This window comes from Thermoanaerobaculia bacterium (genome assembly GCA_018057705.1).
In the GTDB taxonomy this organism is placed as follows: Bacteria; Acidobacteriota; Thermoanaerobaculia; order Multivoradales; family JAGPDF01; genus JAGPDF01.
The window spans coordinates 15,274-38,073 of sequence record JAGPDF010000004.1 but is presented as its reverse complement, the minus strand read 5'-3'; the positions used below and the strand labels follow the sequence as shown (position 1 = coordinate 38,073).

General features: G+C 71.0%; 20 protein-coding genes. 13 read left to right on the top strand and 7 right to left on the bottom strand.

Going from position 1 to position 22,800, the window contains the following annotated elements; translation table 11 throughout:
• Positions 1–36 precede the first annotated feature (36 nt).
• The 11 genes from KBI44_02090 to KBI44_02040 all read left to right on the top strand — a co-directional run bounded on the left by KBI44_02090 (position 37) and on the right by KBI44_02040 (position 14,111).
• Positions 37–1,191: an alkaline phosphatase family protein gene (locus KBI44_02090; GenBank protein ID MBP9143250.1), complete on the top strand. Its 1,155-nt coding sequence runs from the start codon at positions 37–39 to the stop codon at positions 1,189–1,191.
• Positions 1,173–2,735, top strand: a complete 1,563-nt coding sequence (locus KBI44_02085) for an oligosaccharide flippase family protein (GenBank protein MBP9143249.1) — start codon at positions 1,173–1,175, stop codon at positions 2,733–2,735. The genes KBI44_02090 and KBI44_02085 overlap by 19 nt, the downstream gene beginning before the upstream one ends.
• On the top strand, positions 2,732–3,964 hold the full coding sequence (locus KBI44_02080; GenBank protein ID MBP9143248.1) for a glycosyltransferase family 4 protein: 1,233 nt from the start codon (positions 2,732–2,734) through the stop codon (positions 3,962–3,964). The genes KBI44_02085 and KBI44_02080 overlap by 4 nt, the downstream gene beginning before the upstream one ends.
• A complete protein-coding gene (locus KBI44_02075; protein MBP9143247.1) occupies positions 3,961–5,388 on the top strand; it encodes a hypothetical protein in 1,428 nt (475 codons plus the stop codon). The genes KBI44_02080 and KBI44_02075 overlap by 4 nt, the downstream gene beginning before the upstream one ends.
• A complete protein-coding gene (locus KBI44_02070; GenBank protein ID MBP9143246.1) occupies positions 5,385–7,067 on the top strand; it encodes a glycosyltransferase family 39 protein in 1,683 nt (560 codons plus the stop codon). Before KBI44_02075 ends, KBI44_02070 begins: the two co-directional genes overlap by 4 nt.
• Positions 7,064–7,900, top strand: a complete 837-nt coding sequence (locus KBI44_02065; protein ID MBP9143245.1) for an AAA family ATPase — start codon at positions 7,064–7,066, stop codon at positions 7,898–7,900. The genes KBI44_02070 and KBI44_02065 overlap by 4 nt, the downstream gene beginning before the upstream one ends.
• On the top strand, positions 7,897–10,128 hold the full coding sequence (locus tag KBI44_02060) for a hypothetical protein (GenBank protein ID MBP9143244.1): 2,232 nt from the start codon (positions 7,897–7,899) through the stop codon (positions 10,126–10,128). Before KBI44_02065 ends, KBI44_02060 begins: the two co-directional genes overlap by 4 nt.
• Positions 10,125–11,186 (top strand): polysaccharide biosynthesis/export family protein, encoded by a 1,062-nt coding sequence (locus KBI44_02055; protein ID MBP9143243.1) that lies wholly within the window; start codon positions 10,125–10,127, stop codon positions 11,184–11,186. Before KBI44_02060 ends, KBI44_02055 begins: the two co-directional genes overlap by 4 nt.
• Before the next feature lie 98 nt (positions 11,187–11,284).
• Positions 11,285–11,959, top strand: coding sequence for a sugar transferase (locus KBI44_02050; protein MBP9143242.1), 675 nt, complete (start codon positions 11,285–11,287; stop codon positions 11,957–11,959).
• Positions 11,956–12,735 (top strand): glycosyltransferase family 2 protein, encoded by a 780-nt coding sequence (locus KBI44_02045; protein ID MBP9143241.1) that lies wholly within the window; start codon positions 11,956–11,958, stop codon positions 12,733–12,735. Before KBI44_02050 ends, KBI44_02045 begins: the two co-directional genes overlap by 4 nt.
• Positions 12,732–14,111 (top strand): hypothetical protein, encoded by a 1,380-nt coding sequence (locus KBI44_02040; protein ID MBP9143240.1) that lies wholly within the window; start codon positions 12,732–12,734, stop codon positions 14,109–14,111. The genes KBI44_02045 and KBI44_02040 overlap by 4 nt, the downstream gene beginning before the upstream one ends.
• A gap of 28 nt (positions 14,112–14,139) precedes the next feature.
• Here the strand turns inward: KBI44_02040 and KBI44_02035 are convergent, their stop codons facing one another.
• The 5 genes from KBI44_02035 to prmC form a co-directional block, all read right to left on the bottom strand.
• Positions 14,140–14,715, bottom strand: a complete 576-nt coding sequence (locus tag KBI44_02035; GenBank protein ID MBP9143239.1) for a methylated-DNA--[protein]-cysteine S-methyltransferase — start codon at positions 14,713–14,715, stop codon at positions 14,140–14,142.
• Between the two features lie 99 nt (positions 14,716–14,814).
• The gene (locus KBI44_02030) at positions 14,815–17,115 is read right to left on the bottom strand and encodes a transglycosylase SLT domain-containing protein (GenBank protein ID MBP9143238.1); all 2,301 of its coding nucleotides are present in this window, start codon (positions 17,113–17,115) and stop codon (positions 14,815–14,817) included.
• A 7-nt stretch (positions 17,116–17,122) separates the two neighbouring features.
• Positions 17,123–17,470 (bottom strand): histidine triad nucleotide-binding protein, encoded by a 348-nt coding sequence (locus KBI44_02025; protein MBP9143237.1) that lies wholly within the window; start codon positions 17,468–17,470, stop codon positions 17,123–17,125.
• Between the two features lie 32 nt (positions 17,471–17,502).
• Positions 17,503–18,825 (bottom strand): UDP-N-acetylglucosamine 1-carboxyvinyltransferase, encoded by a 1,323-nt coding sequence (murA, locus tag KBI44_02020; protein ID MBP9143236.1) that lies wholly within the window; start codon positions 18,823–18,825, stop codon positions 17,503–17,505.
• A 27-nt stretch (positions 18,826–18,852) separates the two neighbouring features.
• Complete coding sequence (gene prmC / locus KBI44_02015; GenBank protein ID MBP9143235.1) at positions 18,853–19,707, bottom strand: peptide chain release factor N(5)-glutamine methyltransferase; 855 nt, start codon at positions 19,705–19,707, stop codon at positions 18,853–18,855.
• A gap of 128 nt (positions 19,708–19,835) precedes the next feature.
• On the opposite strand from prmC, the gene KBI44_02010 reads away from it, so the two are divergent.
• Positions 19,836–20,333: an Lrp/AsnC family transcriptional regulator gene (locus KBI44_02010; protein MBP9143234.1), complete on the top strand. Its 498-nt coding sequence runs from the start codon at positions 19,836–19,838 to the stop codon at positions 20,331–20,333.
• The gene (locus KBI44_02005; protein MBP9143233.1) at positions 20,330–21,259 is read left to right on the top strand and encodes an EamA family transporter; all 930 of its coding nucleotides are present in this window, start codon (positions 20,330–20,332) and stop codon (positions 21,257–21,259) included. Before KBI44_02010 ends, KBI44_02005 begins: the two co-directional genes overlap by 4 nt.
• A gap of 34 nt (positions 21,260–21,293) precedes the next feature.
• On the opposite strand, the gene prfA is transcribed toward KBI44_02005, so the two are convergent.
• Both prfA and rpmE read right to left on the bottom strand, forming a co-directional pair.
• Complete coding sequence (prfA, locus tag KBI44_02000; GenBank protein MBP9143232.1) at positions 21,294–22,388, bottom strand: peptide chain release factor 1; 1,095 nt, start codon at positions 22,386–22,388, stop codon at positions 21,294–21,296.
• A 123-nt stretch (positions 22,389–22,511) separates the two neighbouring features.
• Positions 22,512–22,715 carry a 50S ribosomal protein L31 gene (gene rpmE / locus KBI44_01995; GenBank protein MBP9143231.1) on the bottom strand — a complete coding sequence of 68 codons (204 nt, stop codon included), beginning with the start codon at positions 22,713–22,715 and terminating at the stop codon, positions 22,512–22,514.
• Between the last annotated feature and the right edge of the window lie 85 nt (positions 22,716–22,800).

Below are 22,800 nucleotides of genomic sequence, written 5' to 3'. Positions count from 1 at the left end.
CGCAATACTGCCGCGAAGGTCGGGGAGGGGAGAGCCGTGCCGAGCCGGATGGCCATCGTGATGTTCGTGGATGCCTGCGGCTGGGAAGTCTTGCGTTCTCGACCTTGGTTCCTCGACTCCCTGACCTGCCGGCGCCGCGTGCCGTCGATCTTCGGCTTCTCCTCGGCCTGCGTGCCGGCGATCCTCACCGGCCGGCCTCCCGACCAGAACGACCATTGGTCGAGCTTCTTCTACTCGCCAGCGACGAGTCCGTTCAAGATACTGCGACTGCTGCGCTTCCTGCCGCGCTCGCTGTTCGATCGCGGCCGGGTGCGGCGCTACCTGTCGAAGGGCATCGCCGCCGCTTACGGCTTCGACGGCTACTTCCAGATCTACAACCTGCCGTTCGAGGCGCTGCCGCTCTACGACTACGCCGAGAAGAAGGACATCTTCCGGCCGGGCGGCATCAACCGCGGCGGTTCGATCTTCGACGAGCTCGCGAGCCGCGGCGTGCCGCACCACGTCTCGAACTGGCGACGCTCGGAGAGCGAGAACCTGGCCGCGCTCACGGCCGCGGTTGCCACCGGCCGGCCGCGCTTCGCCTTTCTCTACAGCGCCGATCTCGATGGCCTTATGCACGAGACGACCAAGGACTCTCCTCGTGTCGACGAGAAGCTCCGCTGGTATCAGGCCGAGGTCGCGAAACTCCTCGCCGCCGCGCGGGCGAAGTACGACGAAGTGCGCTTCGCCCTGATCTCCGATCACGGTATGACGACCATCCACACGGTGGTCGACTGGATGCCGCGGATCGAAGCTCTCGGGCTCGCTTTCGGCGTGGACTATGCCGCCGTTCACGACTCGACCATGATGCGCTTCTGGTTCTTCTCCGCCGGTGCCGAAGCCGCGATCCGCGCCGCGCTCCCGGACGGTCCGCAGGCGCGCTGGGTGCGGCGGGAGGAGCTCGAGGCCTACGGCACCTTCTGGCCGGACGGCAAGTTCGGGCAGGGGATCTACGCCCTCGAACCCGGCGTCCTGCTCAATCCGTCGCACATGGGGCGGGTGGCCCCCGCCGGCATGCACGGCTATCGGCCGGAGCATCCCGACGCCGACGCCACACTCCTCGCGTCGTTCGAGCCCGCGACCGAGACGCGCTCGATTCTCGACTTTCACGGTCTGATGCGCGAGATGGCGGCGTGGGCGACGGCGCCTTAGACGGCAGGACCGCGTTCGCCGCACCGGGTGCCGTTCCGTCGGCCTCGCAGCGCGTCGCGGGCCAGGCGATGTGGTCGATCCTCGCCAAGGTCGCGACACTCGCGGGTACCCTCGGCGTCTCGGTGCTCGCGGCGCGCCTGCTGGGCAAGGACACTTTCGGCGTCTGGTCGCTGGCGCGCAATCTCGGCGCCCTCGGCGTGTTGCTGGTTTCGGCCGGCCTCGACCGCGCGCTGCTGCGCTTCGTGCCGGAGCTCGAAGCGCAGGGGGCGCGCGGCGGCGCGCGACGCCTGGTGCGCACGGTTCTGCTGCTGCAGTGCGCGCTCTGGGCGGCGGCAAGCGCGCTGCTCCTGCTCCTCGCCCCGCTTTTCGAGCGTCTCTTCACGCCAGCGTTGCTGCCGCTCCTGCCGATGGTCTGTCTCTTCGCCGCCGCGTTCGCCTTCAAGGAGACCCTTTATCAGATTCACTTCGCGCTCGCGCGCGCGCGCATTCTGGCCATGGCGACGACGGTCACCGGGCTGGGTTGGCTCGGCATCACCGCCCTCTGGCTGCGTGCCGGCGGCGGCGCCGGGGCGGTCCTCGCGGCGCAAGCGGTGGCGCTGCTCGCGGCGGTCGCGATTCTCCTGCCGTCGCTGCGGCGCGAGCTCGCGGCGATTCCGCAGCGCAGCGACGCCGCGATCGCGCCGCGGCGCCTCGCCGCCTATGCCGGCTCGCAGCTCGGTTCGAGTCTGGTCAATCTGGTCGTGCAGCGGCAGTCGGAGATCTACTTCCTCGCCGCTGTGACCTCGCCCGCGGTGGTGGGCTTCTACGACCTCGCCTACTCGTTGCCGCAGCTCGGACTCGAGCTCGTGCCGCTCTCGCTCTACGCGGTCGTGCTCGCCGCGATGACCTCGACGGTGCACCGCGACCCCAGCCGGCTGGCCTCGCTCGTCGGCTGGTACTACAAGCTGCTCGCGGTGGTCACCCTGCCGGTAGCCTTCCTCGGCGCAGCCTGGGCCGACCGCGCTGTCGTGTTGCTCTACGGCGCGGAGATGGCGCCGGCGGGAGATCTCGCGCAGGTTTTCGCGATCGTGCACCTGCTGCCTTTCGTCTCTCTTCCGGTCGGCGCGGCGCTGAACGTCCTGGAACGTTCGCACCGGACGCTGCGCTTCGGCGTGGCGCAGATCGGCGTCACTCTGGCCCTCGACTTCCTCCTCATTCCGCGTTTCAAGGTCGCCGGCGCGGTCGCAGCGGTGGTCCTGTCCTTCCTCCTGGTGACCCCGCTCACCCTGCGCTACGCCTTGCGCCAGACAGGCCCGCTCGAGTTTCCCTGGCGCTGGATCCTGCGCCTCGCCGCCGGGCTCGGCCTCGGCCTGCTGCCAGCCCTAGCCCGCCCATGGCTCAATGGCGGATGGGGCCTCGTGATCGGCCTGGGCGCGGCGCTGCCGCTCATGCTCCTGGGCGTGCGGATCTCCGGCGTGCTGGGCACCGAGGAACGCTACCGCCTGCGCACGACGAACTTCCCGGGACGACGGTGGGCGCTCCTCCTGCTGGGTGTGGAGCGATGAGAATCCTCCACATCGCCCGCCGTTTCACCGCCACGGCGTGGGGCGGCACCGAAGCGGTCGTCGCGGCGCTCGCGCGAGCCCAGCGCGCCAGCGGCCACGACGCCGAGCTTCTCGCGACCTCAGCGTTCTCCCGCCCCGGACGCGACGAGGTGCTTGGTGTTCCGGTGCGGCGTTTCGGCTACACCTATGGCCGTTTCCCGCTGTCGCGGGCCGGGCGGAGAGCGCTCGACGCGAAGGGGGGAAATCCGCTCTCTCCCGGACTGCTGCGGGCGCTCCTCGCGGCGCCCCGGCCCGACGTTCTGCACTGCCATACGATGCAGCGTCTCGCCGGTCACGTGCGCTTCGCGGCGCGGCGGCTCGGTGTGCCCTATGTCGTGCAGCTCCACGGTGGCGCCTTCGACGTGCCGGAAGCGGAGGTGCGCGAGATGACCGCCCCCACTCGGCGGACGCTCGACTGGGGGAAACTCCCGGCGGCGATGCTCGGTAGCCGGGGCTTCCTGCGCGATGCCAATCTCGTCCTCGTGCTGTCGGAGGCGGAACGCGTCCGCGCCGTGACGGCGCTGCCGGGCACCCGTGTCGAGCGTCTGCCCAACGGCGTCGACGCGACGCGCCTCGCCGGCGGAGACCGGGCACGCGGCCGGCAGCGCCTCGGTCTCGCCGGGGACGCACCGCTGTTGCTCACGGTGGCGCGGCTCGATCCGCAGAAGGACCAGTTGGCCATCGTCGACGTCCTGGCAGCGCTGCCCGGAGTCCATGCCGCGCTCGCCGGCCCGGTCACCGTCCCTGGGTACGACGCCGCGGTGGTCGCCCGCGCTCACCTGCTCGGCGTCGCCGATCGGCTGCACCTGCTCGGACCGATCGCCCCGGAGAGCGCCGAGCTCGCCGATCTCTACCGCGCAGCGGACCTCTTCGTGCTGCCGTCGCGCCACGAACCGTTCGGCATCGTCGTGCTCGAAGCCTGGGCCTGCGGTCTCGCGGTTGTCGCCTCGAGGGTGGGAGGTCTCGCCGAGCTCGTGGCTTCCGAGCGCACCGGTCTCCTCGTGACGCCGGGAGCGCCGGCGGAGCTCGCGCTCGCGGTGGGCAAGCTCCTGCGTGACCCGGCGCGGCGGCGGGAGCTCGCCGAAGCCGGTCACTCGGAGGTCACGGAGCACTATGCGTGGAGCGCGATCGGCGCCCGGCTCGAGGTGCTGTACCACGAGATCTCCGGCGTCCCGGGACGGCGCGGATGAAACGCCTCCTGCACCTCGCGGTTCTTTCGGGACTCGCCGCGGGCGCGGTGCTCTTCACTTTGCACGCCGCCGACCAGGTGCGCCGCGACCTGCCCGGCGACTACGTCGAGGGGGTCGTGCTCTCCGCCCAGCTCGACGCGGCGCAGGGCCGGTCGCCGTTCGACCCCCGTGGCTGGGCCGAGCCGCCGTACCGCATTCACCTCTACGGACCGGTCTTCTACGAGCTCGGCGGGGGGCTTCTGGGACGGGTCGGAGCGACGCCCACGCTCGTTCCGGGACGCCTCCTCTCGCTCGCCGGGCTGGCGCTCGCTCTGGGCTCCGCCTTCTCGATCGGGCGCCGGATCGCCGGCCCGGGCAGCGGTGCCAGCCTGGTCGGCGTGCTCGCTCCGCTCTCCTTCCTGCCAGTGCTCATTTTTGCGCCGCAGAATCGCGTCGACACGCTCGCCGCCGGCCTGGCTCTCGCCGGCCTCGCGGTCGCGATGCGCGGCGGTCGTGTCGCTCCGGCGCTTGCCGCCCTGCTGTTCGTCCTCGCCCTGTTCACCAAACCGACGGCTCTCGCCGCGCCGGTGGCGCTCTTCCTCGCCTGCCTCTGGCGGCGGCGCGTGCGCGACGCCGGGATCCTCGCCGGCGCCGCCATCGTCCTCGGATTGGCGGGGCTCGCGGCGATGCAGCTCACGACCGGCGGAGGCTTCGTCACCGCGGTCTTCGGCTTCAACGGCGCCAACCCGTTCTCGATCGGGGGTCTGTTCAAGGCGGTCCAGATGGCGCTCGGCCAGCCGCTGCTCGTGGTGGCGGCCGGGCTGGCGATCGCCGGGCTCGTCGAAGGGGAGCCCGAGGAACGGCTGGTCGCGCTCTACTCCCTGGTCGCGCTCGTCCTGGCGCTCGCGACGGTGGGCAAGGTGGGCGCGAACGTCAACTACTTCGTCGAGCCCGGCCTCGCCGCGGCGCCTGTCCTGGCGCTCGCCTGGAAGCGGGTCCACGGGACCGTGCGTGGCCTCAGCCTCGCCCTCGCCCTGACCGCGGCGAGTCTCGTCGTCGCGCTGCCGCGAGTCGCGTTGGAGTTTCGCGGTCGCGCCGAGCGCGCGACCGCCGAGTCGACGCTGCGGCCGGTGCTCTCGGGGCGCTCGGTGCTGACCATGGAGATCACCAGCGCGCTGCGTGCCGGGGCGGTGCCGTACCTCAACGATCCGTCGATCTTCGCCTGTCTCACGGCCGCCGGACGGTTCGACGAAAGCCGACTGGTCGCCGACCTCGAACGCGGCGCGATCGCCGTGGTGCTCGCCGACAGCGATCTCGGCGAGTCCGATCCGGTCTACTCGAACTGGTCGCCGGCGGTGCGCGCGGCGGTCGTTCGCCACTACGAGCTCACGAGCGTGCTGGGCCGGAATCTCTTCCTCTACCAGCCGCCGGTGACCCGACCGTGATCGGACGCCGAGGTGCCTACGTGCTGGCCGGCCTGCTGCTCGCCGGGCTCGCTCTGCGGTTCGTCGAGCTCGGCGAACCGGACCTCGTGGGTGGTGACGAGGGCTACTACGGGACCTACGCCCGTAACCTCATCGAGGGCGGCTTCGACCAGTTGCTCAACCTCGGTCGTGACCCGCTTTCGGCGCCGGACAACAAGCCGTTCCTCTTTCCTTTGCTGCTCGCCGGACCGGTCGCCCTGCTGGGGCCGACCGAGCTCGCGGTGCGCCTGGTGCCGGCGCTCGCCGGCTTGGCGTGTGCGTGGCTGGTGGGGCTGCTGGTCGCGCGTCGCTACGGTGGCTTCGCCGCCTGGGCGGCTGGCATCGCGACGCTGCTCCTGCCGCCGCTGGTCTATTCCTCGCGCGTGGTCATGGGCGAAGGTCTGTTGGCGGCGTTCGGCCTGGCTGGTGTCTGGGCGGCTGTGCGCGCGCTCGAGGAGCGGCGCAATGCGCCGGCGCTCCTCGCTGGCCTGTTCTGGGGCTGCGGCTTTCTCGTCAAGCTGTGGCTGGTCGGCCTGTTCATCGCGCCGGTCGCGGTGGCGCTCCTCGCCGACGCTCGCCGCCGCCGCGAGGCGGGCTCCTGGGGCCGCATGGCGCTCGCCGGCGTGGCCTTCATCACGGTGGGAGGCAGCCACCTCGCGCTCGTGGCGTGGTTCTCGCCGGCGACGATTCCGCACTGGTTCGAGCAGTACTTCATCTTCTCGCTTTTCGGGCGGGCCGGCGGCCAGGAGTTCGCCGGCTACTGGCACCAGCCGTGGAGCTTCTACCTGCGGGGGACGCTGCAGAGCTGCTTCATGGCGCTGCCGCTGGTCGCCGCCGCGCTCACGGCGCGCGACGTGCCTGCGCCGGGCCGCGAGACCTCGCTGCCGCAGCGTCCACTCTGGCTGGCGCTCGCCGCCGAGCTGCTCCTGATCTCCTTCATGGGCGTGAAGCTCCGCCAGTACTCCTTCCCGTTGCTGCCCAGCCTGGCGGCGCTCGCCGGCATCGGCGTGGCCGTGTTGCTCCGGCATCGCGAGCGCCTGCGGCCGGCGCTCGCCGCCGCGCTGGTCGTGCTTCCTCTCGCTGGCCTGGCGCTCTGGCAAAGCGGCGCGAGCCCGCTCTTCCCTTCTCCGGCGATGGCGGCCGGGGTGGCGCTCTTCCTCGCCGCGAGCGCTGCCTCGCTGGCTTTCGCCGGCTCGCGCTGGTCCCTCGGCACGCTCGCGTTGGTCGGCGCAGCCGGGGTCGCGGCGGTCGCCGGGTCGGCGATGACGGTGCAGCGCGAATGCCTGGGGCACCGCACCGGTTATCGCGAAGCGGCGCGGCTCGTCGCGCCGCTCCTCGCCGGGCGTGACATCCGCGAGCCGGCGTTTCTTTCTCCGGAGGTTCCGGCACTCCAGTACTACCTCTTCCGTACCGGCCGCTATTGGTCGAGCGCCTATGAACCACGGAACGCAGCTGAGCTGCTGACACGGGTGGCGGATCCGCGCTTCGTCGCTTTCCTCACCACGACCCGCGGCGATCTCTATGGCGGCGCGACTCCCCAGGAGGTCATCGACTGGCTGGCCGCTCATACGGCCGAACGCACCGCCGAGATCGTCGCCGCGGCGGGGCAGCCGCTGCCGATCCGCCTCTTCGTCCGCGCCACGCCGGAGGTGCAACCATGAATCGCCCGCCGGCGCCTGCGGGGCTCGTGGCCTGGGGACTCGAGCGCGCTCCGTTCGAAGGGGCGGCCGATCCGGACTTCTTCTTTCCCTCCGAGGGCCACGCCGAGGCCCTGGCCCGACTCGAGTATCTGGCGCGCGAGCGCGGGGCGCAGCTCGGCCTGCTGACTGGGGAGATCGGCTGCGGCAAGAGTCTGGTGCGTGCGCTGTTCGCGGCGGCGAGCGCGCCCTTCCGGCTGGTGGCCCAGCTCACTTCCAGTCACTATCCGTGGGTCGAACTGTTGCGCGAGGCGCTGGGGCAGCTCGGGGCCGCCGACTTCTCCTCCACGGCGGGCGAGCGCGAGCTCGTCGCCCGCCTGCAGAGAATCGCCGAGGCACGCGCGGTGCCGATCGTGCTGCTGTTCGACGAGGCACAGGAGCTGACGCTCGAAGCGCTGGTGGGAATGCGCGCACTCATCAATCTGGCCGACGGCCGCCTCGAGATGAAGCTCGTGCTCGTCGGCCAGCCCGAGCTTCGCCGCCGCCTGCTCGAGCTGCCGCAGCTCGATCAGCGGGCCGGCCTGCGCTTTCACCTGCGGCCGCTCGATCCCGCGCAGACATCCGCCTATCTCGAATGCCGCCTGCGCGCGGCGGGGCACCCGACCGGCCAGCTGTTCTCCCCCGAGGCCGTCACGGTCCTGGCCTCGGGCACGCGCGGTGTGCCGCGCGAGATCAACCGCGTCGCGCGCCTCGCCCTGGCGGTCGCCGCCTCCCATGGCGCCGTGGCCGTCGGCCCGGGCGAGATCCGCACCGTGCTGCTCGACCTCGAGCGGCAGCGGGGAGGGAGCGAGGCGTGAGCGGACCCGGCGACGATCTGCGGGTGCGCGACCTGCTGCCGGACGCTCCGCCGGCACTCTTGCCGAAGACGTTGCCCACGACGCCGGCCGTGCCGGTGGCGCCAGCCGGAACACCGGAGCCCGGCGCCCCGGCGATGCCGCAGTTCATCGTCGAAGCCGCGGGCGAACGCGAGGAGGCTTCCGCCGGCCTGCCGTTCGATCTGGGGCTGCTGCTGCTGGGAATGCGCCGCCGGCGCAAGCAGATTCTGCTCGTCGCGGGTGCGATCTTCGTGCTCGCGCTGGTCGCTGCTCTGTTCGCGCGTTCCCGCGAATGGGAGGTCTGGGTGACGATTCTGCGCAAGCGCGAGCAGAGGGAGTTTCTCGTCACCTCGAACACTCCGATCGTGAAGCTCCAGGTCTACGCCATGCCGACGGTGATGCGGCTGGTCAAGGTGAACGAGAACCTGAGATCGGTCATCGATGAGCTCAAGCTCGACGTCGACGCTGCGACGCTGTCGCAGCGGGTGCGGGTGGAGAACCCGAAGGACACGGACCTGGTCGAGATCCTGGTCACCTGGGACGATCCCCAGGTGGCAGTCGCCGTCGCCAACGCTCTGGCGCGGGCGTTCGTGGTCAACGTCGACCGGTTGCAGAAGCTCGAGGCGATCCAGGCCTACGACTATCTCTCGCAGCAGCTCGTCGAGACGCGCGAGCGCGACCGCGCGATCGCGGCGCGGCTGGTGGCGTTCAAGGAAGAGCACGGCGTCATCAAGCTCTCCGACCAGGCCGGGAAGCTGATCGAGAAGCTCTCCGAGTTCGACGCGCTCGCGGAGAAGGAGCGCCTCGACGCCGGCATGGCGGCCGACGCTCTCGGGGTCACCCGGCGTGAGCTGGCGCGCCAGGACGGAACGGTGGTGTCGTCGGTCTTCGTCAAGAAGCCGGTGCAGGCACGCCTGCTCGAGCTGCAGACCCTGCTCGCGGACCTGCTTTCGGTCTACACCGAGGAGAGCGCCCAGGTGAAAGAGGCGCGCAACGAGATCGCCCGCATGGAGGAGCTGGCGCGACAGGGGCTGGAGGAACAGCTCTACGAGAGCACCGTCTCGCGCAACCCCGTCCTGTCGGTACTCGAGCAGTCGCTGGTCGAGAAGACCGTGGAGTCCACCTCGCGCGAGGCGCGAGCGCGCGGTTACGCCGCGGTGCGCGACCGCTACCGCGCGGAGCTCCAGACCCTGCCCGAGGTCGAGTCGGAGCTCGCGCGACTGCAGCAGGAGTTCGATACCCTGGACGAGGTCGAGAGGACCCTCGCTTCGCGGGTCGAAGAGGTGCGGATCATCCGCGACTCGACCGCGGCCAACTTCTCGATCATGCAGGAGGCGCGGATCCCCGACTATCCGCTGCCGTCGCCGGCGAAGTGGATCGTCCTGCTGGGACTCGTCGGCGGCGTCGCGGCCGGCGTCGGCGTCGCGCTGGTGCGCGAGCTCGCGGATACCCGTCTCAAGGGTGTGCGCGAGGTCGAACGCGCGCTCGGTGTGCCGGCCCTGGGCGAGGTGCCTCTGCTCTCGGGGGAGCGCGCGCCGCTGGTCGGCGATGCCGATCCGGCGCTCGAGGCCTTCCGCCAGTTGCTCACTCGCCTTCTGCTCCTGCGCACCGCGAACGGTGGCTGGAAGCTCCTGCTGGCGAGCGCGGCTCATCTCGAGGGCCGGACGACCGTGGCGCTCAATCTGGCGCGAGTCGCAGCCTCGCGCGGTCTCGCCGTGTGCGTCGTCGATGGTCAGCCGCGCAAGCCGAGTCTGGACGGACTCGCCCCGCGGCTCGGGCTCATCGCGGGGGCGCCCGGTCTGGCGCAGTTCCTCGCCGGCACAGCGACCCTGGAGGCGGTGCTGCGACGTCCTGACTCCTCCGGGCCGAGCTACCTCCAGTCCGGTCGCCACCTCACTGCCGAAGCGCTGGCCGGCCCGGCGATGAGTCGCGCGTTGACAGAGCTCGCCGCCGCCTTCGACCTGGTGCTCGTCGATGGACCGCCGGTGCTCGTCGGAAGCGATGCGCTGCTCCTCGCGCAGGTGGCGGACGCGGTGGTGCTGGTCGCTGCGGCGTTCGAGGAGCCGCGCGGCATCCTCCGCGAGGCGATCTCGCGGCTCGCCGGCGCGCGGGTGCCGGTGCTCGGCGCCATTCTCAACAGGGTTCCGGCCGACTATGTGGACCCGTTCTTCGCCCGCAAGTCGGCTGGCCAGAAACGGCAGGCGCAATGACGCCACAGCGAAGCTCGTCTCTGCGCCACGCGCTCCTCGGCACGGCGGTCGCCGCCGGGCTGGGCTGGAGCGGCTGCGCGGCGAATCCTCCTGCGCAGACTCCCGCGGAGCCGCCGGCGGGCGGGGCCGCTCTCGCGGCCGCACCGGCTGTCGTCCCGCCCCGACTCACCGGCCCGGCGCTTCCCGTCTGGGAGTCGGTCGAGGAAGCGCGTGGCGCCGGCCTTGCCGACTATCGCCTCGGTCCGGGAGATGTCATCGACATTCTCGTCGTCGGCCACGAGGACCTCCGCCGGGAGCTGCCCGTGCGGCCGGACGGGAAGATCAGCTTCACCTACGTCGGCGATCTCGTGGTTGCGGGTCTCACGACGGAGGAGTTCCGCGCCGGGCTCGAGAAAGAGCTCACTCGCTTCCTGCGCTTTCCGCAGGTGACCGTGCTCGTGAAGAAGGCGCGCGCGGCGCAGTTCGCCATCCTCGGCAAGGTGGTGAGTCCCGGCATGTATCCGATCGACTCCCACACCACGATCATCACCGCCCTCGCTCTCGCCCAGGGGCTCGCGTCCGGCCAGTACGAAGGTTCGACGATCGAGGTCGCCGATCTCAAGAACGCTTACCTGGTGCGGCGCGGCAAGGTGGTCCCGGTGGACTTCGAAGCTCTCGTACGGCGCGGCGACACCCGCGAAGACGTGGCGCTCGAGGACGGCGACTATCTCTATCTGCCGTCGTCGCTCGCCCAGGAGGTTCACATTCTGGGTGAGGTCTTCAAGCCGCGTGCCTACGGCTTCCGCGGCCGGGTGACCCTGCTGCAGGCGGTCGCCGAATCGGGAGGCTTCAAACCGACGGCGCGGCTCGGCGACGTCGTCATCCTGCGCGAAGTGGACGGCGAGCAGCGCCTGCTTTCGGTGGACGTGCGGGCGGTGCTCGACGGCACAGTGCCCGATCCCGAGCTCGCGGTCGGCGACATCGTCTACGTGCCGCGCCGGCGGCTCGCCAGTTTCGCCCAGTTCCTCAACGAAATTCTGCCCTCCCTGCTGGCGCTCCAGCTCGGGCGAACGCTCTAGATCGGATCGCGATGACTCTCGGCGACCCCGCATCCTCCCACCGTCCCGCGCGTCCGGCCAGCGCGGCCGACGACGACCTCATCCGGCGCTGGCAGTCGATGCTCGGCTCCGAGCGCGGTTTCGCGCGCCTCCGCCTGACGCTCAAGTACCGCTCCTGGGAGGCGGTGGTCGGGGGTTCGCGGCTGCTCAAGCGCCTTTTCGACCTGGTGACCGGAGCAGCCATGCTGCTGCTTTCGGCGCCGATCTGGATGGGACTCGCCACCGCGATCCGGCTCGATTCGCCCGGACCGGTCTTCTTCACCCAGACGCGCGTCGGCCGCCGCGGCAGGCTCTTCAGGCTCTACAAGTTCCGCACCATGTACGTCGACGCCGAGCGCCGCAAAGCCGAGCTCGAGCAGCACAACGAGGCCGGTGGCGTGATCTTCAAGATGAAGTGGGACCCGCGGGTGACCCGCGTTGGACGGCTCCTGCGTCGCACTTCACTCGACGAGCTGCCGCAGCTGCTCAACGTGCTGCGCGGCGAGATGTCGATTGTCGGCCCGCGGCCCCCAGTGCCCGCCGAAGTGGTGCAGTACACGCCGGCGGAGCGCCGGCGGCTCGACGCCGAGCCCGGGTTGACCTGCATCTGGCAGGTCTCTGGCCGCAGCAACATTCCGTTCGAGGGACAGGTGCGCCTGGATGTCCAGTACATCGAGACGCGCACCTTCTGGAGGGACGCATGGATTCTGGTCAAGACGGTACCGGCGGTGCTTCTGGGCCGCGGAGCGTATTGAGCGACGCACCCGGATTCGCCGAGCCGGAGCTCTCGGTCGTGATTCCGGCTTACAACGAGCAGGCGCGGATCGCCGACACGCTCATCCGGGTCAAGGACTTCCTGCAGCACTGGGGGAAGCCGAGCGAGCTCATCCTCGTCGATGACGGGTCCCGCGACCTGACTCTCGAGGTCGTCAAGACGATCGACATCTACGGATCCCTGATGAAGGAGCAGGTGACGACGCGCATCGCCACCGATATCTCGAACCACGGCAAGGGGGAGGCGGTGCGGCGCGGCTTCGCGCTCGCCCGGGGCCGCTTCGTTCTGTTCAGTGACGCCGATCTGTCGACCCCGATCGAGGAGGTGGAGAAGCTCCTCGCGGCTCTCGCCGCCGGCGCCGACGTGGCCATCGGCTCCCGCCGCCTAAAGACGAGCGAGGTCGAGCCGCAGCCGCTGCATCGGCGGCTGATGGGTGGGGTCTTCTCGACCCTCGTCCGGCTGCTCGCCGTCCCCGGAGTGCGCGACAGCCAGTGCGGTTTCAAGTGCTATCGCCGCGAGGTGGCGCACCGGATCGCCGAGCTCCAGAAGTTGCCGGGATTCTCGTTCGACGTCGAGCATCTCTACCTCGCCCGCCGCCTCGGCTGGAAGGTGGTGGAAGTCGGTGTGCGCTGGGTCGATGCGCCGGGCACCAAAGTGAAGCCGGTGCGCGACTCCTACCGGATGTTCCGCGACCTGCTGCGGATCCGGAGACTCCATCGCGGGCTCGGTCGCCCGCCGAGCGGGGCGGCAACATGACCACGCTCGTCGTCCCCGCCGCCCACGCCGAGGTGGCACTCGAGCCGCTTCTGCGGCGACGGCCCATGCCTCTGCTGCCAATTCTGGGCAAGGCGCTCGTCGAGTATCAGCTCGAGCTCGCCAACTCCATCGGCATGCGTCGGGTGATCGTGCTCGCCGACGACCGGCCCGAACGGGTGCGCGACTTCCTGCGTGGTGGCCAGGCGTGGGGCGTCGAGGCGGAGGTGGTGGCGCTGCCGCGGGATCTGCCGCTCGCTGGCCAGCTGGCGCGTCTCGATGCGGCCGCTGGCCCTTTCTACCTGTTGGCTCCGGATGCTCTGGTCGCGCCGGTGGCAGGCGAACGTGGCAGCCGCAGCGCCCCGGACGAGGACTGGGAAGACGACGACGGCTGGGTGCTGCGTCTGGAGGGGGCGAGCGGGCGGTTGGCGCGAGCTGTCCCCCGGCGTCGCTTGCGCAGCCCGGCCCGCTACCTCGAGCTGCAACTCGCGCTCCTCGAGCAGGCGGATGGTTTCGTGCTGCCGGGCTTCGAGGTCGTCCCGGGGGTCCGCATCTCCCGCGGCAGCCGCTTCTCGCTCGCTGCCGTCGAAAAGCCGCCAGTGTTGATCGGCGCGCAGGCGCGAGTTTCCGATCGCGCGCGCCTCGGACCGGCGGTCGCCATCGGGCCGCGATGTCTCATCGACGACGACTGCACGCTCGAGCGGTGCGTCGTCCTGCCGCGCACCTACGTCGGGCGGCTGCTCGCTGGCAAGGGGCTCATTCTCGACGGCCAACTCGTGCTCGACGTCGCGAGCGGGGCCGTTGCCGCGATCGACGACGATCTGCTGCTTGCCGACCTCGACCGGCCGGCACTCGGCGGGCGATTGCGCCGGGCCGCGGAGCGCTTTGCCGCGACGGCGCTCGCCTGCGTGCTCGCCCCCTGGCTGGCCGTGGCGTGGCTCGCAGCGGCGCCGCCCCGGCGGAGCTTCGGACCGGTCTTCGGCGGGCATGTCCGGTTGTCGGTCCGCGGCGAGCCGGAGCCGGTGCTGGTCGAAGCCAGCGAGTTCAACACCCCGCGGCTCATCTTGCGCCGGCTGGCCTGGCTGCTCGACGCCGCCGCCGGGCGCATCGCACTGATCGGCAACCCGCCGCTGTCGCCCGCCCGGGCTGCGCAGCTCGAGCCGGCGCTCCGGGTGCGCTGGCTCGAAGTGCCGCCGGGCGCTTTCGGTCTGGCCCAACTCGAGGCACTGCGTGCGGCGGCGCCGCTCGATGCCGACGCCGAGGCCGCGGCGGCAGCGCTCTTCGCCGCGCACCGCACGGCGTGGAGCCGGGCCGGGCTCGTTGTCCGGAGCGTCGCGCACCTGCTGCGCCCGGCGTCCTGGCGCGCCCGAATCGGCTGAAGTCGCAGCGCCCTGGGGCGGAGCCGGGCTAGACCGTCTGCGCGGGGCTTTCGCGCTCCATCCGCAGCAGCCAGCGCTTGCGCGACGCGCCACCCACCCAGCCGCCAATGCCCTCTTTCGTCGGGATGATCCGGTGGCAGGGGATGAGCAACGGGATCGGATTGTCGAGGAGAATCGACAGGACCTGGCGGTAGGCCTCGGGGCGTCCGGAGGCGTCGGCGATCTCCTTGTAGGTCCGCGTCTTGCCGTAGGGCGTGCGCAGGGCCTCCTTGAGGACCCGGCGTGAGAACGAATCGACACCCGACGGGGCAAGATCGAACTCGAGCTCCAGGGCCCGGCGCGCGCCGGCGAAGTACTCGGAGAGGCGGCCGAAAACCTCGTCCAGGAACTCCGACTCTTCGAAGGCAGAAAGGGGATGGAAGAGGCGCGCCGTGGGCCCCGCTGGGGCGACGTGGATACGACCGATGGCGAGGCCGTAGAACTCCACTCCCAGGATGCCGATCTGTGACGGGACGAGCACCCGCACCGGCTCGACAGGCACCGGAAGAGAGGGGGCCTCCTTGGCCTCGACCTGCTCGCTGGGCATCGGCCGGAAGGTTACCATGCTGCCATCGGGAGGCAAGGGCCCCTTTCGCCGGGTCTCCCCGGGGGAGGTGGCGAGGCTGGCGGCAGCTCCCGGATCGGGAGGCCGGGGGCGCCGGGCTTATCTCGCCGGGCCTGCCCGGTTCGGCCGGCCTGCGACCGGATCCGCATAGAGCGCCGCATACTGGGCCTGGCTCTCGAGAACCCGAACCAGATAGGAGCGGGTCTCGCGGAAGCCGACCTTGGCGAGGTACTCCTCGGGCTCTGCCGTCTGGCAGTAGCGCCGCCAGAGGGTCGCCTGATCCTCACCCGCGTTGTAGGCGGCGATCGTCAGGGGCGACATGGGCGCGGCGGCCGCCGCGCTCGGCCCCTCGCCGAAGCGCAGCTTGAGCTCCGCGAGGTAGGCGGCGCCCAGGGCGATGGAGATCGCCGGCTGGTGCAGCTCCTCGGCGCGGACCTCGCCCCAGCCGAGTTTTCGCGCCAGCCGCCGGGCGGTCGGCAGGACGAGCTGCGCCAGGCCGCGGGCCGCAGCGGGCGAAACGGCCTCCGTCTGAAAGCGGCTCTCTTCGCGCATCACGGCGGCCAGGAGGAAGAGGTCGACGGGGTTGGATCCGACCCGTTTTCCGAGCTCGGCACGGTAGGGAAGCGGGTAGAGGAGCCGGCGCAGGTCGACCGCAACCCACTCGGCGGGGAGCGGCTGGGGACGCCCCTGGAACAGGCGCTCCGCGACCTCGATGGCGCGGTCGCTCGCGCCGGCGGCGTCGAGCTGATGCGCCAGGGTGAAGGCGAGTTGGCGCTGCTGACTCGGGAAGTGGCGCGCCTGCGCCGGGCTGCCCTCGGACCACAGGCCGAGCGCCAGGAGCCGCTCTTCCGGCTGGAGGAGCACGGCGGTCCAGATCGGCCAGCTGGCGACCGGAACCGGCTGCCAATCGATCCACAGGGCGAGCGCCGGCTGCGCCCGGAGCAGGGCGCTGCCGCGCTGGCGGGCCAGAAGGCCCGCGCTGTCGCTCTCGCCGAGCAGCGTCCAGGCGGCCCAGGCATCCTCGAGGCTCCTGCCGGCGGACCGACGCCGGCCGATCCGCTCGGCGGCCGGCGCGAGCTCCGGCCGCTCCAGGCGCCCGCGAGCCGCCGTGGCGAGGGGATGGAACGGCCGTTCGCGCAGCACTTCCAGGTAGTGGCCGACGGCCGCCTCCGGGTCGCTGCGCAGCTCGGCCAGCCGGCCCCGCCAGTAGGCGAGCTCCTCGCCGGCCGCCGCGCCGGTGCGCTCCGCCGTCCGCAGCCGGTGGGCCGGACGCTCGCTCGAGTCGCCGCGCACGATCTCGGAGACCGCCGCGAAGATGGCGCCGCGGGCGAGAGACGGGCGCCAGCTGCGTTGGGTGGCGAGGTGGTCCAGGAGTCTCGCGGCGCCGGCCTCGTCACCGGAGAGCCAGCGCAGCCGGAAGCTCGCGAGCAAGGCGGCGCCCGACCATTCACCGAGCGGCTCGGCGGTGTAGGCCTGGTCGAAGAGGACCAGGGCGCGCGGCCAGTCGCCGACGAGCTCGAGGCTGCGGGCCTGCTGGTACCGGGCGTCGGCGCGCATCGTGGGGCTCTTCGCGGCGGCCGCCAGGCGATCGAAATGCCGCGCCGCCTCCGGGTAGCGGCCCGACCAGAATTCGGCGCGCGCGAGAAGGTAGAGGGTCTCGGCGTCCCGCCCGGAGCCGGAGTCGGTCGAACCCACGAGAGCGCGTTCGAGAAGAGGAATCGCGGCGGTGAAATCGCGTTGTCGGGCGAGCGCCGTGCCGAGCGCGCGGGCGAGCTCGCGATCGGCGGGCTGCGGCCAGAGCGCCAGCCAGAGCTCGGCGGCGCGGAAGGCGGCGAGGTCGCTCGCGCCCGAGGCCAGGAGATGCTCGAGCTCTTGTCTCGCCTCGGCCGTGCGGTCGTGCCGCAGGTGGCACTCCGCGACCACCAGCCGGAAATCGCGCGCCGTCCCCGGCGGGAGGGTGGCGATCGGCACGCCGCGCAGCAGCCGGCAATCGCCGCCGCGCCGCACGGTGCGGAAGAGGAGCGTCGCCGCCGGCGGGATCAGCCTCTTGGGAGCGCCCTGGGCGAGGAGGGTGGCGCTGATGCCGGCGGCGACCTCCGGGTGCCCCAGCTGCTCTTGCACCGCCGCCAGCCGGTAGCGCGCCCACGGCGCGAGATCGGGAGTGGCGCCGATCGCCAGCGCGAAAGCCTCGGTCCCTTCGCTCAGCCGGCCGAGCCGCTCCAGCAGATGGCCGCGCAGGAAGTCGAGCCCGATGGCGCGGGCGCGGCCGGGCTCGGCGTCGGCGAGACACTTCGCCTCCTCGAGCGCCCTCTCGTTCTCTCCGGCTCCCTGCAGCTCGACGAGGCCGATGCGCGGATCGATCGTGGCCGCGAGCAGCATCGAAGCGAGCCGCAGGATCATCGACGGATCATCCCGGAGGCCAGACGAGCGGGCGGCCGCCGAGCAGGTGGAGATGGAGATGGAAGACCGACTGCCCGGCGCCGGCGAGGCAGTTCATGACCAGACGAAATCCGCCGCTTTCGAGCCCGGCCTGGCGCGCCAGATCGGTGGCTGTGGTGACCATCCGGCCGAGAAGCGGCGCGTCGTCCACGCCGGAGGCGAACAGATGCGGCACATGGCGTTTCGGCACGATCAGCAGGTGCACGGGGGCCTGCGGAGCGATGTCCGCGAAGGCGATGAGCTCGTCGTCCTCGAACAGCCGCCGGACAGGAATCTCGCCGGCGACGATGCGACAGAAGAGGCATCCGTTGTCCATGACCGTTTTCTCCCGTTCGTCCGCAAGCCGCGTCAACGGTTCACGGGTGTGGCAGGCGTGCCCGCGACGTCGGCTCTGTCGGCGGCGCCGAGACCGGTGCCGCCGATCCGCGAGACCTGGGCGCCGAGGGCGTTCAACTTCGCCTCCATCGCCTCGTAACCGCGATCGAGATGGTAGATGCGATCGACGATCGTCTCGCCCTCCGCCACCAGCCCGGCGAGCACGAGGCAGGCCGAGGCGCGCAGGTCGGTCGCCATGACGGTCGCGCCCGAGAGCGCGGTCCTGCCGTGCACGCGGGCGTAACGCCCGTCGAGCCGGATGTCGGCGCCCATTCGCGCCAGCTCGGCGGCGTGCTGGAAGCGGTTCTCGAATACCGTCTCGCAGATCGTCGTCATCCCCTGCGCCTGCGTCGCGAGAGCCATGCACTGCGCCTGCAGGTCGGTCGGAAAGCCGGGGAACGGGGCGGTGACGACGTCCCGCGGCTTGAGCGCGCCGTCGCGGGCGACCGTGATCTCGCCGCTGGCCGCGACTTCGACCGTGACGCCGCAGCCGCGCAGCAGGTCGAGGAGGGGCGCCAGGTCGTCGGCACTGCCACCTTCGAGCGTGACCTCACCGCCGGTGATGGCGCCCGCGATCAGGTAGGTTCCCGCCTCGATCCGGTCGGGAATGACGCGATGCGAGGCGCCGTGCAGGGCGGGGACGCCGCGCAGCCGGATCGTCTCGGTGCCGGCGCCTTCGATCTCGGCGCCCATCGCGACCAACAACCGGGCGAGGTCGACCACCTCGGGCTCGCAGGCGCAGTTGTCGAGCACCGTCTCTCCCCGGGCGAGTACCGCCGCCATGAGGAGGTTCTCGGTGCCGGTGACGGTCGGCATCGCAAAACGAAAACGGCCGCCGACCAGATGCGGCGCGTGAACGTCGACATAGCCGTGCGCCAGGTTCACTGTGGCGCCCAGCGCGGCGAGCCCGGCCAGATGCTGATCGATCGGCCGCACGCCGATGGCACAGCCGCCAGGCAGCGACACGCGGGCGTGGCCGCGCCGCGCCACCAGCGGTCCGAGGACCAGGATGCTGGCGCGCATCGTCTTCACCAGTTCGTAGGGGGCGTCGTCGTCGGACGGCGCGCCGCTCGGCGCGAGAAGGAGGCCGCCCGAGGTCGTCTGGCTGCCTTGGCCCAGGTGGGCCAAAAGCTTGCGCATGGTCTCGAGGTCGCGGACCCGCGGCACGCCATCGAGGCGCACCGGTTCGTCGGTGAGCAGCGTCGCCGCGAGCTCAGGGAGGGCGGCGTTCTTGGCTCCGCCGGCGCTGACTCTGCCGGCGAGTCGGGTCGGTCCGACGATGCGAAATTGATCCACGGGGGAACGCCCTTTCTTCGACAGAAACTACGATGCCCTTCTGAATACCACATCCCGCGCGATACCCGCGAGGTCGGTGCGGATCTCGAGGAGCTCGAGCCACCGCCGGTCGCCCGCCAGAGCCAGAACGGCAGCGAGTTGGCCGAAGCCGATCTCGCAGGCGAGCACAGCTCCGCCGTGCAAGCCTTTCGCCAGGTCGAAAAGGCGCGCCAGGATCGCGAGGCCCTGGTCGGCCGCGAAGAGCGCCAGATGCGGCTCGTGGGTGCGCACGTCGAGGGCCACGAGGGCCGGCTCGCCGGGGTCCACGTAGGGCGGGTTCGAGACCACCAGGTCGAGCCTTTCGAGAGCGATCGGTCCGGCGAGATCGGCGGCGAGGAAGCGGACGCGGTGCTCGAGGGCGAGCCGCCGGGCGTTCTCCTGCGCGCAGGCGAGGGCGCCGGGCGAGAGGTCGGTCGCCAGCACCTGCCATCGCGGACGCTCGGCGGCGAGCGTGAGGGCGATACAACCCGAGCCGGTGCCGATGTCGAGCACGAGGGCCTCGTCGGGCAGCGCTGCGTCGAGGCCCAGGGCGATCTCGACCAGCAACTCCGTCTCCGGCCGGGGAATGAGCACGCGCTCGTCGACCCCGAACGTGCGGCCGTAGAACTCCCGCCGGCCGAGCAGGTAGGCGGCGGGCTCGCCGCTCGCGCGGCGTTCGAGAAGGCCCGAGAAACGGGCGGCGAGCGCGGGGCCGGCGGACTCGTCGTCGCGCGAGCGAATCTGCACCTCCGAGAGACCGAGGAGCGAGCCCAGAAGGAGGGCCGCCTCGCGGCCGGGTGCTGCGATGCCGGCAGCGGCGAGCGTCTGCCGGCCGCGGGTCACCAGTTGGCGAAGGCTCGTCACGCCGGGATCTTATGGTCGCGGGGGCGAAACCGTCCGACGGACTTCAGCTATTGACTGGAAAGTTGATTCGACTGGGAATATCAAGCAATGTAGACGAATCATCGGCAAAGTTATACAATCACCGCGTTATGGACGAAAAAGACCTTCAAATTCTGTCGCTCCTGCAGGCCGACGCGCGCATCGGCAACGCGGAGATCTCCCGCCGGGTCGGACTGGCGGCCTCGGCCGTCCACGAACGGATCCGCAAGCTCGAGCAGCGCGGCGTCGTGCGCGGCTTTCACGCCCGCCTCGACCCCGAAGCGCTCGGCCGCGGGCTCCTGGCGTTCATCTCCGTTCAGGTCGACGACCGCCTCACCGAGGGCACGACCGGCGAGCAGCTCGCGCGTCTGCCCGAGGTGCAGGAGGTGCACCACATCGCCGGCGAAGACTGCTACCTCCTCAAAGTCCGCTGCGCCTCGACCGGCGATCTCGGGCGCTTTCTGCAGGAGTCGCTCGGCACCTTTCCGGCGATTCGCCGGACGCGCACCACCATTGCCCTCGGGACCGTCAAGGAAGGTCTCGATCTGCCGATTCCTTCGCCCCCGGCGCCGCCGGCGGAAGAGGTCGAAGCGCGGGAGACAAGATGACCACTTTCGACGGCCGCAGCCTTTTCCGGGGCAAGACGCTCGCGGCGCTCCTCGCGGTCTACCTCGTCTGGGGCTCGACCTACCTCGCGATCCGGCTGGCGATCGAGTCGCTGCCGACGTTCTCCATGGCGGGGGTGCGCTACCTGATCGCGGGCGCGCTGCTCTACGGCTGGGGGCGCCTGCGCGGCGGCAAGCGCCCGGAGGCGAAGACGCTGCTGCCGATCGCGGTCATCGGCGCCCTGCTCCTCGTCGGCGGCAACGGACTGGTGGTCTGGGCCGAGCATCACATCCCCTCGGGAATCGCGGCACTCCTCATCGCCACCGAGCCGTTCTGGATCGCGGTCCTCGTGCCGATCGTCACCGGCGGCCGGCGGCCCGGGCTGCGCACCTACGCCGGCATCGCCATCGGACTCGCGGGCGTCTTCGTGCTCGTCGGCGGAGTCGGCGGCATGGGCGAAAGTGGAATCGACATCGCCGGCGCCCTCGCGGTCGTCCTGGCCTCCTTCTTCTGGGCGTTGGGCTCGCTCTATTCGACCCGGGCGAAGCTCCCCGATTCGCCCTGGATCTCGACCGGCAGCCAGATGCTGGCCGGCGGCGCGATGCTCCTGCTGCTCGGCGGCGGCAGCGGCGAGTGGACCGCCTTCGATCCTTCGCAGGTGACGGCGTCGGCGCTCTGGGCATTCGCCTATCTGGTGATCTTCGGTTCGATCGTCGCCTTCACCGCGTACGCCTACCTGCTGCGCAACGCGCGGCCGACGGTGGTCTCGACCTACGCCTTCGTCAATCCGATCGTCGCGGTGCTTCTGGGTTGGTGGATCGTCGACGAGCCGGTCTCCGGGCGGGTGGTCGTCGCCGGGGCGCTCATTCTCGCGGCGCTCGCGGCGATCCTCTACGACGAGCCGAAACGCGAGGTCGCGGCGACCTGAGGCCCGGCGGAGGTCGAGCCGGCGGCGCCGGCGCTCAGGCGGTCGTGCTGCTGCGCGCGGCTTCGTCCATCTTCTGCGCCTGGAAGTACTCGACGAGCGGATGGAGAAGGGCGTCGAGTTCGCCCCCGAGCACCGCCGGCAGCTGGTGCAGGGTGAGCCCGATGCGGTGGTCGGTGATCCGGTTCTGCGGGAAGTTGTAGGTGCGGATCTTCTCCGAGCGGTCGCCCGAGCCGACCATCTTGCGGCGTTCGGCCGACATCGCCGAATCGGCTTTCTCGCGCTCGAGGTCGTAGAGGCGCGCCTTCAGCACCCGCATCGCCTTCTCGCGGTTCTTGATCTGGCTGCGCTCGTCCTGGCAGGAGACCACGAGGCCGGTCGGCAGATGGGTGAGGCGGACGGCGGAGTAGGTCGTGTTGACCCCCTGGCCGCCCGGACCGGAGGCGCAGAAGCGGTCGACGCGCAAGTCCTTCTCGTGCACCTCGACCTCGACGTCGTCGGCCTCGGGCAGGATGGCGACGGTGGCGGCGGAGGTGTGAATCCGGCCGGAGGCTTCCGTCTGTGGCACCCGCTGCACGCGGTGGGTGCCCCCCTCGTGCTTCAGCTTGCTGTAGGCGCCTTGGCCCTCGATGATCGCCGAGACCTCCTTGATGCCGCCGGCCTCGGACTCCGACAGGTCGATGACCTCGACTCGCCAGCCGCGGCGCTCGGCGTAGCGGCTGTACATGCGGAAGAGCTCGGCGGCGAAGAGCGAGGCCTCGTCGCCGCCGGTGCCGGCGCGGATCTCGAGGACGACGTTCCGGCTGTCGTTCGGGTCCTTCGGCACGAGCGCCTGTCTGATCTCCCGGTCGAGCGCGTCGCGCTGCAGGGCGAGGCTTCCAGCCTCGGTTTCGGCCATGGCGTGCAGGTCGGCGTCCGCGGTGGCCTCGGCCGAGGCCACCATCTCCAGCGCCTCGGCGAGCTCCTTTTCGACGTCGCGCAGGCGCCGGAAAAGAGTGACGATCGGGTCGATCTCGGCGAGCGCCTTGCTGATCTCGCGCACCGCCTTGGGGTCCGAATGGACCTCCGGCAGAGCGAGCCGCGCGGTGAGCTCGGCGTGCGAAGCCTCGAGGGCCAGCAGACGGTCGATCATGAGGTGGCGATCATCGCGATCCTGGCAAGCTGCGAAGGGGCGAAACCGGGCGCCAAATCAAAACCCCGGGCGCCGACCGCGGAAAACGGTGGCGACCCGGGGCGGGATCTGCGCGCGGAATGGCTAGGCGGACTTCGTGTAGCGGCGGTTGAAGCGCTCGACGCGGCCGGCGGTATCGATCAGCTTCTGCTTGCCGGTGAAGAACGGATGGCAGGCGCTGCAGATCTCGAGGCGCAGCTCTTTCTTCGTCGAATGCGTTTCGAACGTGTTTCCGCAGGCACAGACCGCGGTGACCATGTGAAGTACCGGATGGATGTCAGTCTTCATGCGACGCCTTCCTGACTTGGACCGACGCACGCGAACATCGCGCGCGGACCGCAAATTCTACCCGAGGGCGCCAGCAGGCGCAAAG

Bases quoted from the DNA above. Each gene is read 5' to 3' on its own strand.
- KBI44_02030 (MBP9143238.1), bottom strand. From the start codon at position 17,115: ATGATCCTGCGGCTCGCTTCGATGCTGCTCGCGGCCACGATCGATCCG.
- KBI44_02025 (MBP9143237.1), bottom strand. From the start codon at position 17,470: ATGGACAACGGATGCCTCTTCTGTCGCATCGTCGCCGGCGAGATTCCT.
- rpmE (MBP9143231.1), bottom strand. From the start codon at position 22,715: ATGAAGACTGACATCCATCCGGTACTTCACATGGTCACCGCGGTCTGT.
- prfA (MBP9143232.1), bottom strand. From the start codon at position 22,388: ATGATCGACCGTCTGCTGGCCCTCGAGGCTTCGCACGCCGAGCTCACC.
- KBI44_02080 (MBP9143248.1), top strand. From the start codon at position 2,732: ATGAGAATCCTCCACATCGCCCGCCGTTTCACCGCCACGGCGTGGGGC.
- KBI44_02040 (MBP9143240.1), top strand. From the start codon at position 12,732: ATGACCACGCTCGTCGTCCCCGCCGCCCACGCCGAGGTGGCACTCGAG.
- KBI44_02050 (MBP9143242.1), top strand. From the start codon at position 11,285: ATGCTCGGCTCCGAGCGCGGTTTCGCGCGCCTCCGCCTGACGCTCAAG.
- KBI44_02010 (MBP9143234.1), top strand. From the start codon at position 19,836: ATGGACGAAAAAGACCTTCAAATTCTGTCGCTCCTGCAGGCCGACGCG.
- KBI44_02065 (MBP9143245.1), top strand. From the start codon at position 7,064: ATGAATCGCCCGCCGGCGCCTGCGGGGCTCGTGGCCTGGGGACTCGAG.
- KBI44_02005 (MBP9143233.1), top strand. From the start codon at position 20,330: ATGACCACTTTCGACGGCCGCAGCCTTTTCCGGGGCAAGACGCTCGCG.
- KBI44_02055 (MBP9143243.1), top strand. From the start codon at position 10,125: ATGACGCCACAGCGAAGCTCGTCTCTGCGCCACGCGCTCCTCGGCACG.
- KBI44_02035 (MBP9143239.1), bottom strand. From the start codon at position 14,715: ATGGTAACCTTCCGGCCGATGCCCAGCGAGCAGGTCGAGGCCAAGGAG.
- KBI44_02075 (MBP9143247.1), top strand. From the start codon at position 3,961: ATGAAACGCCTCCTGCACCTCGCGGTTCTTTCGGGACTCGCCGCGGGC.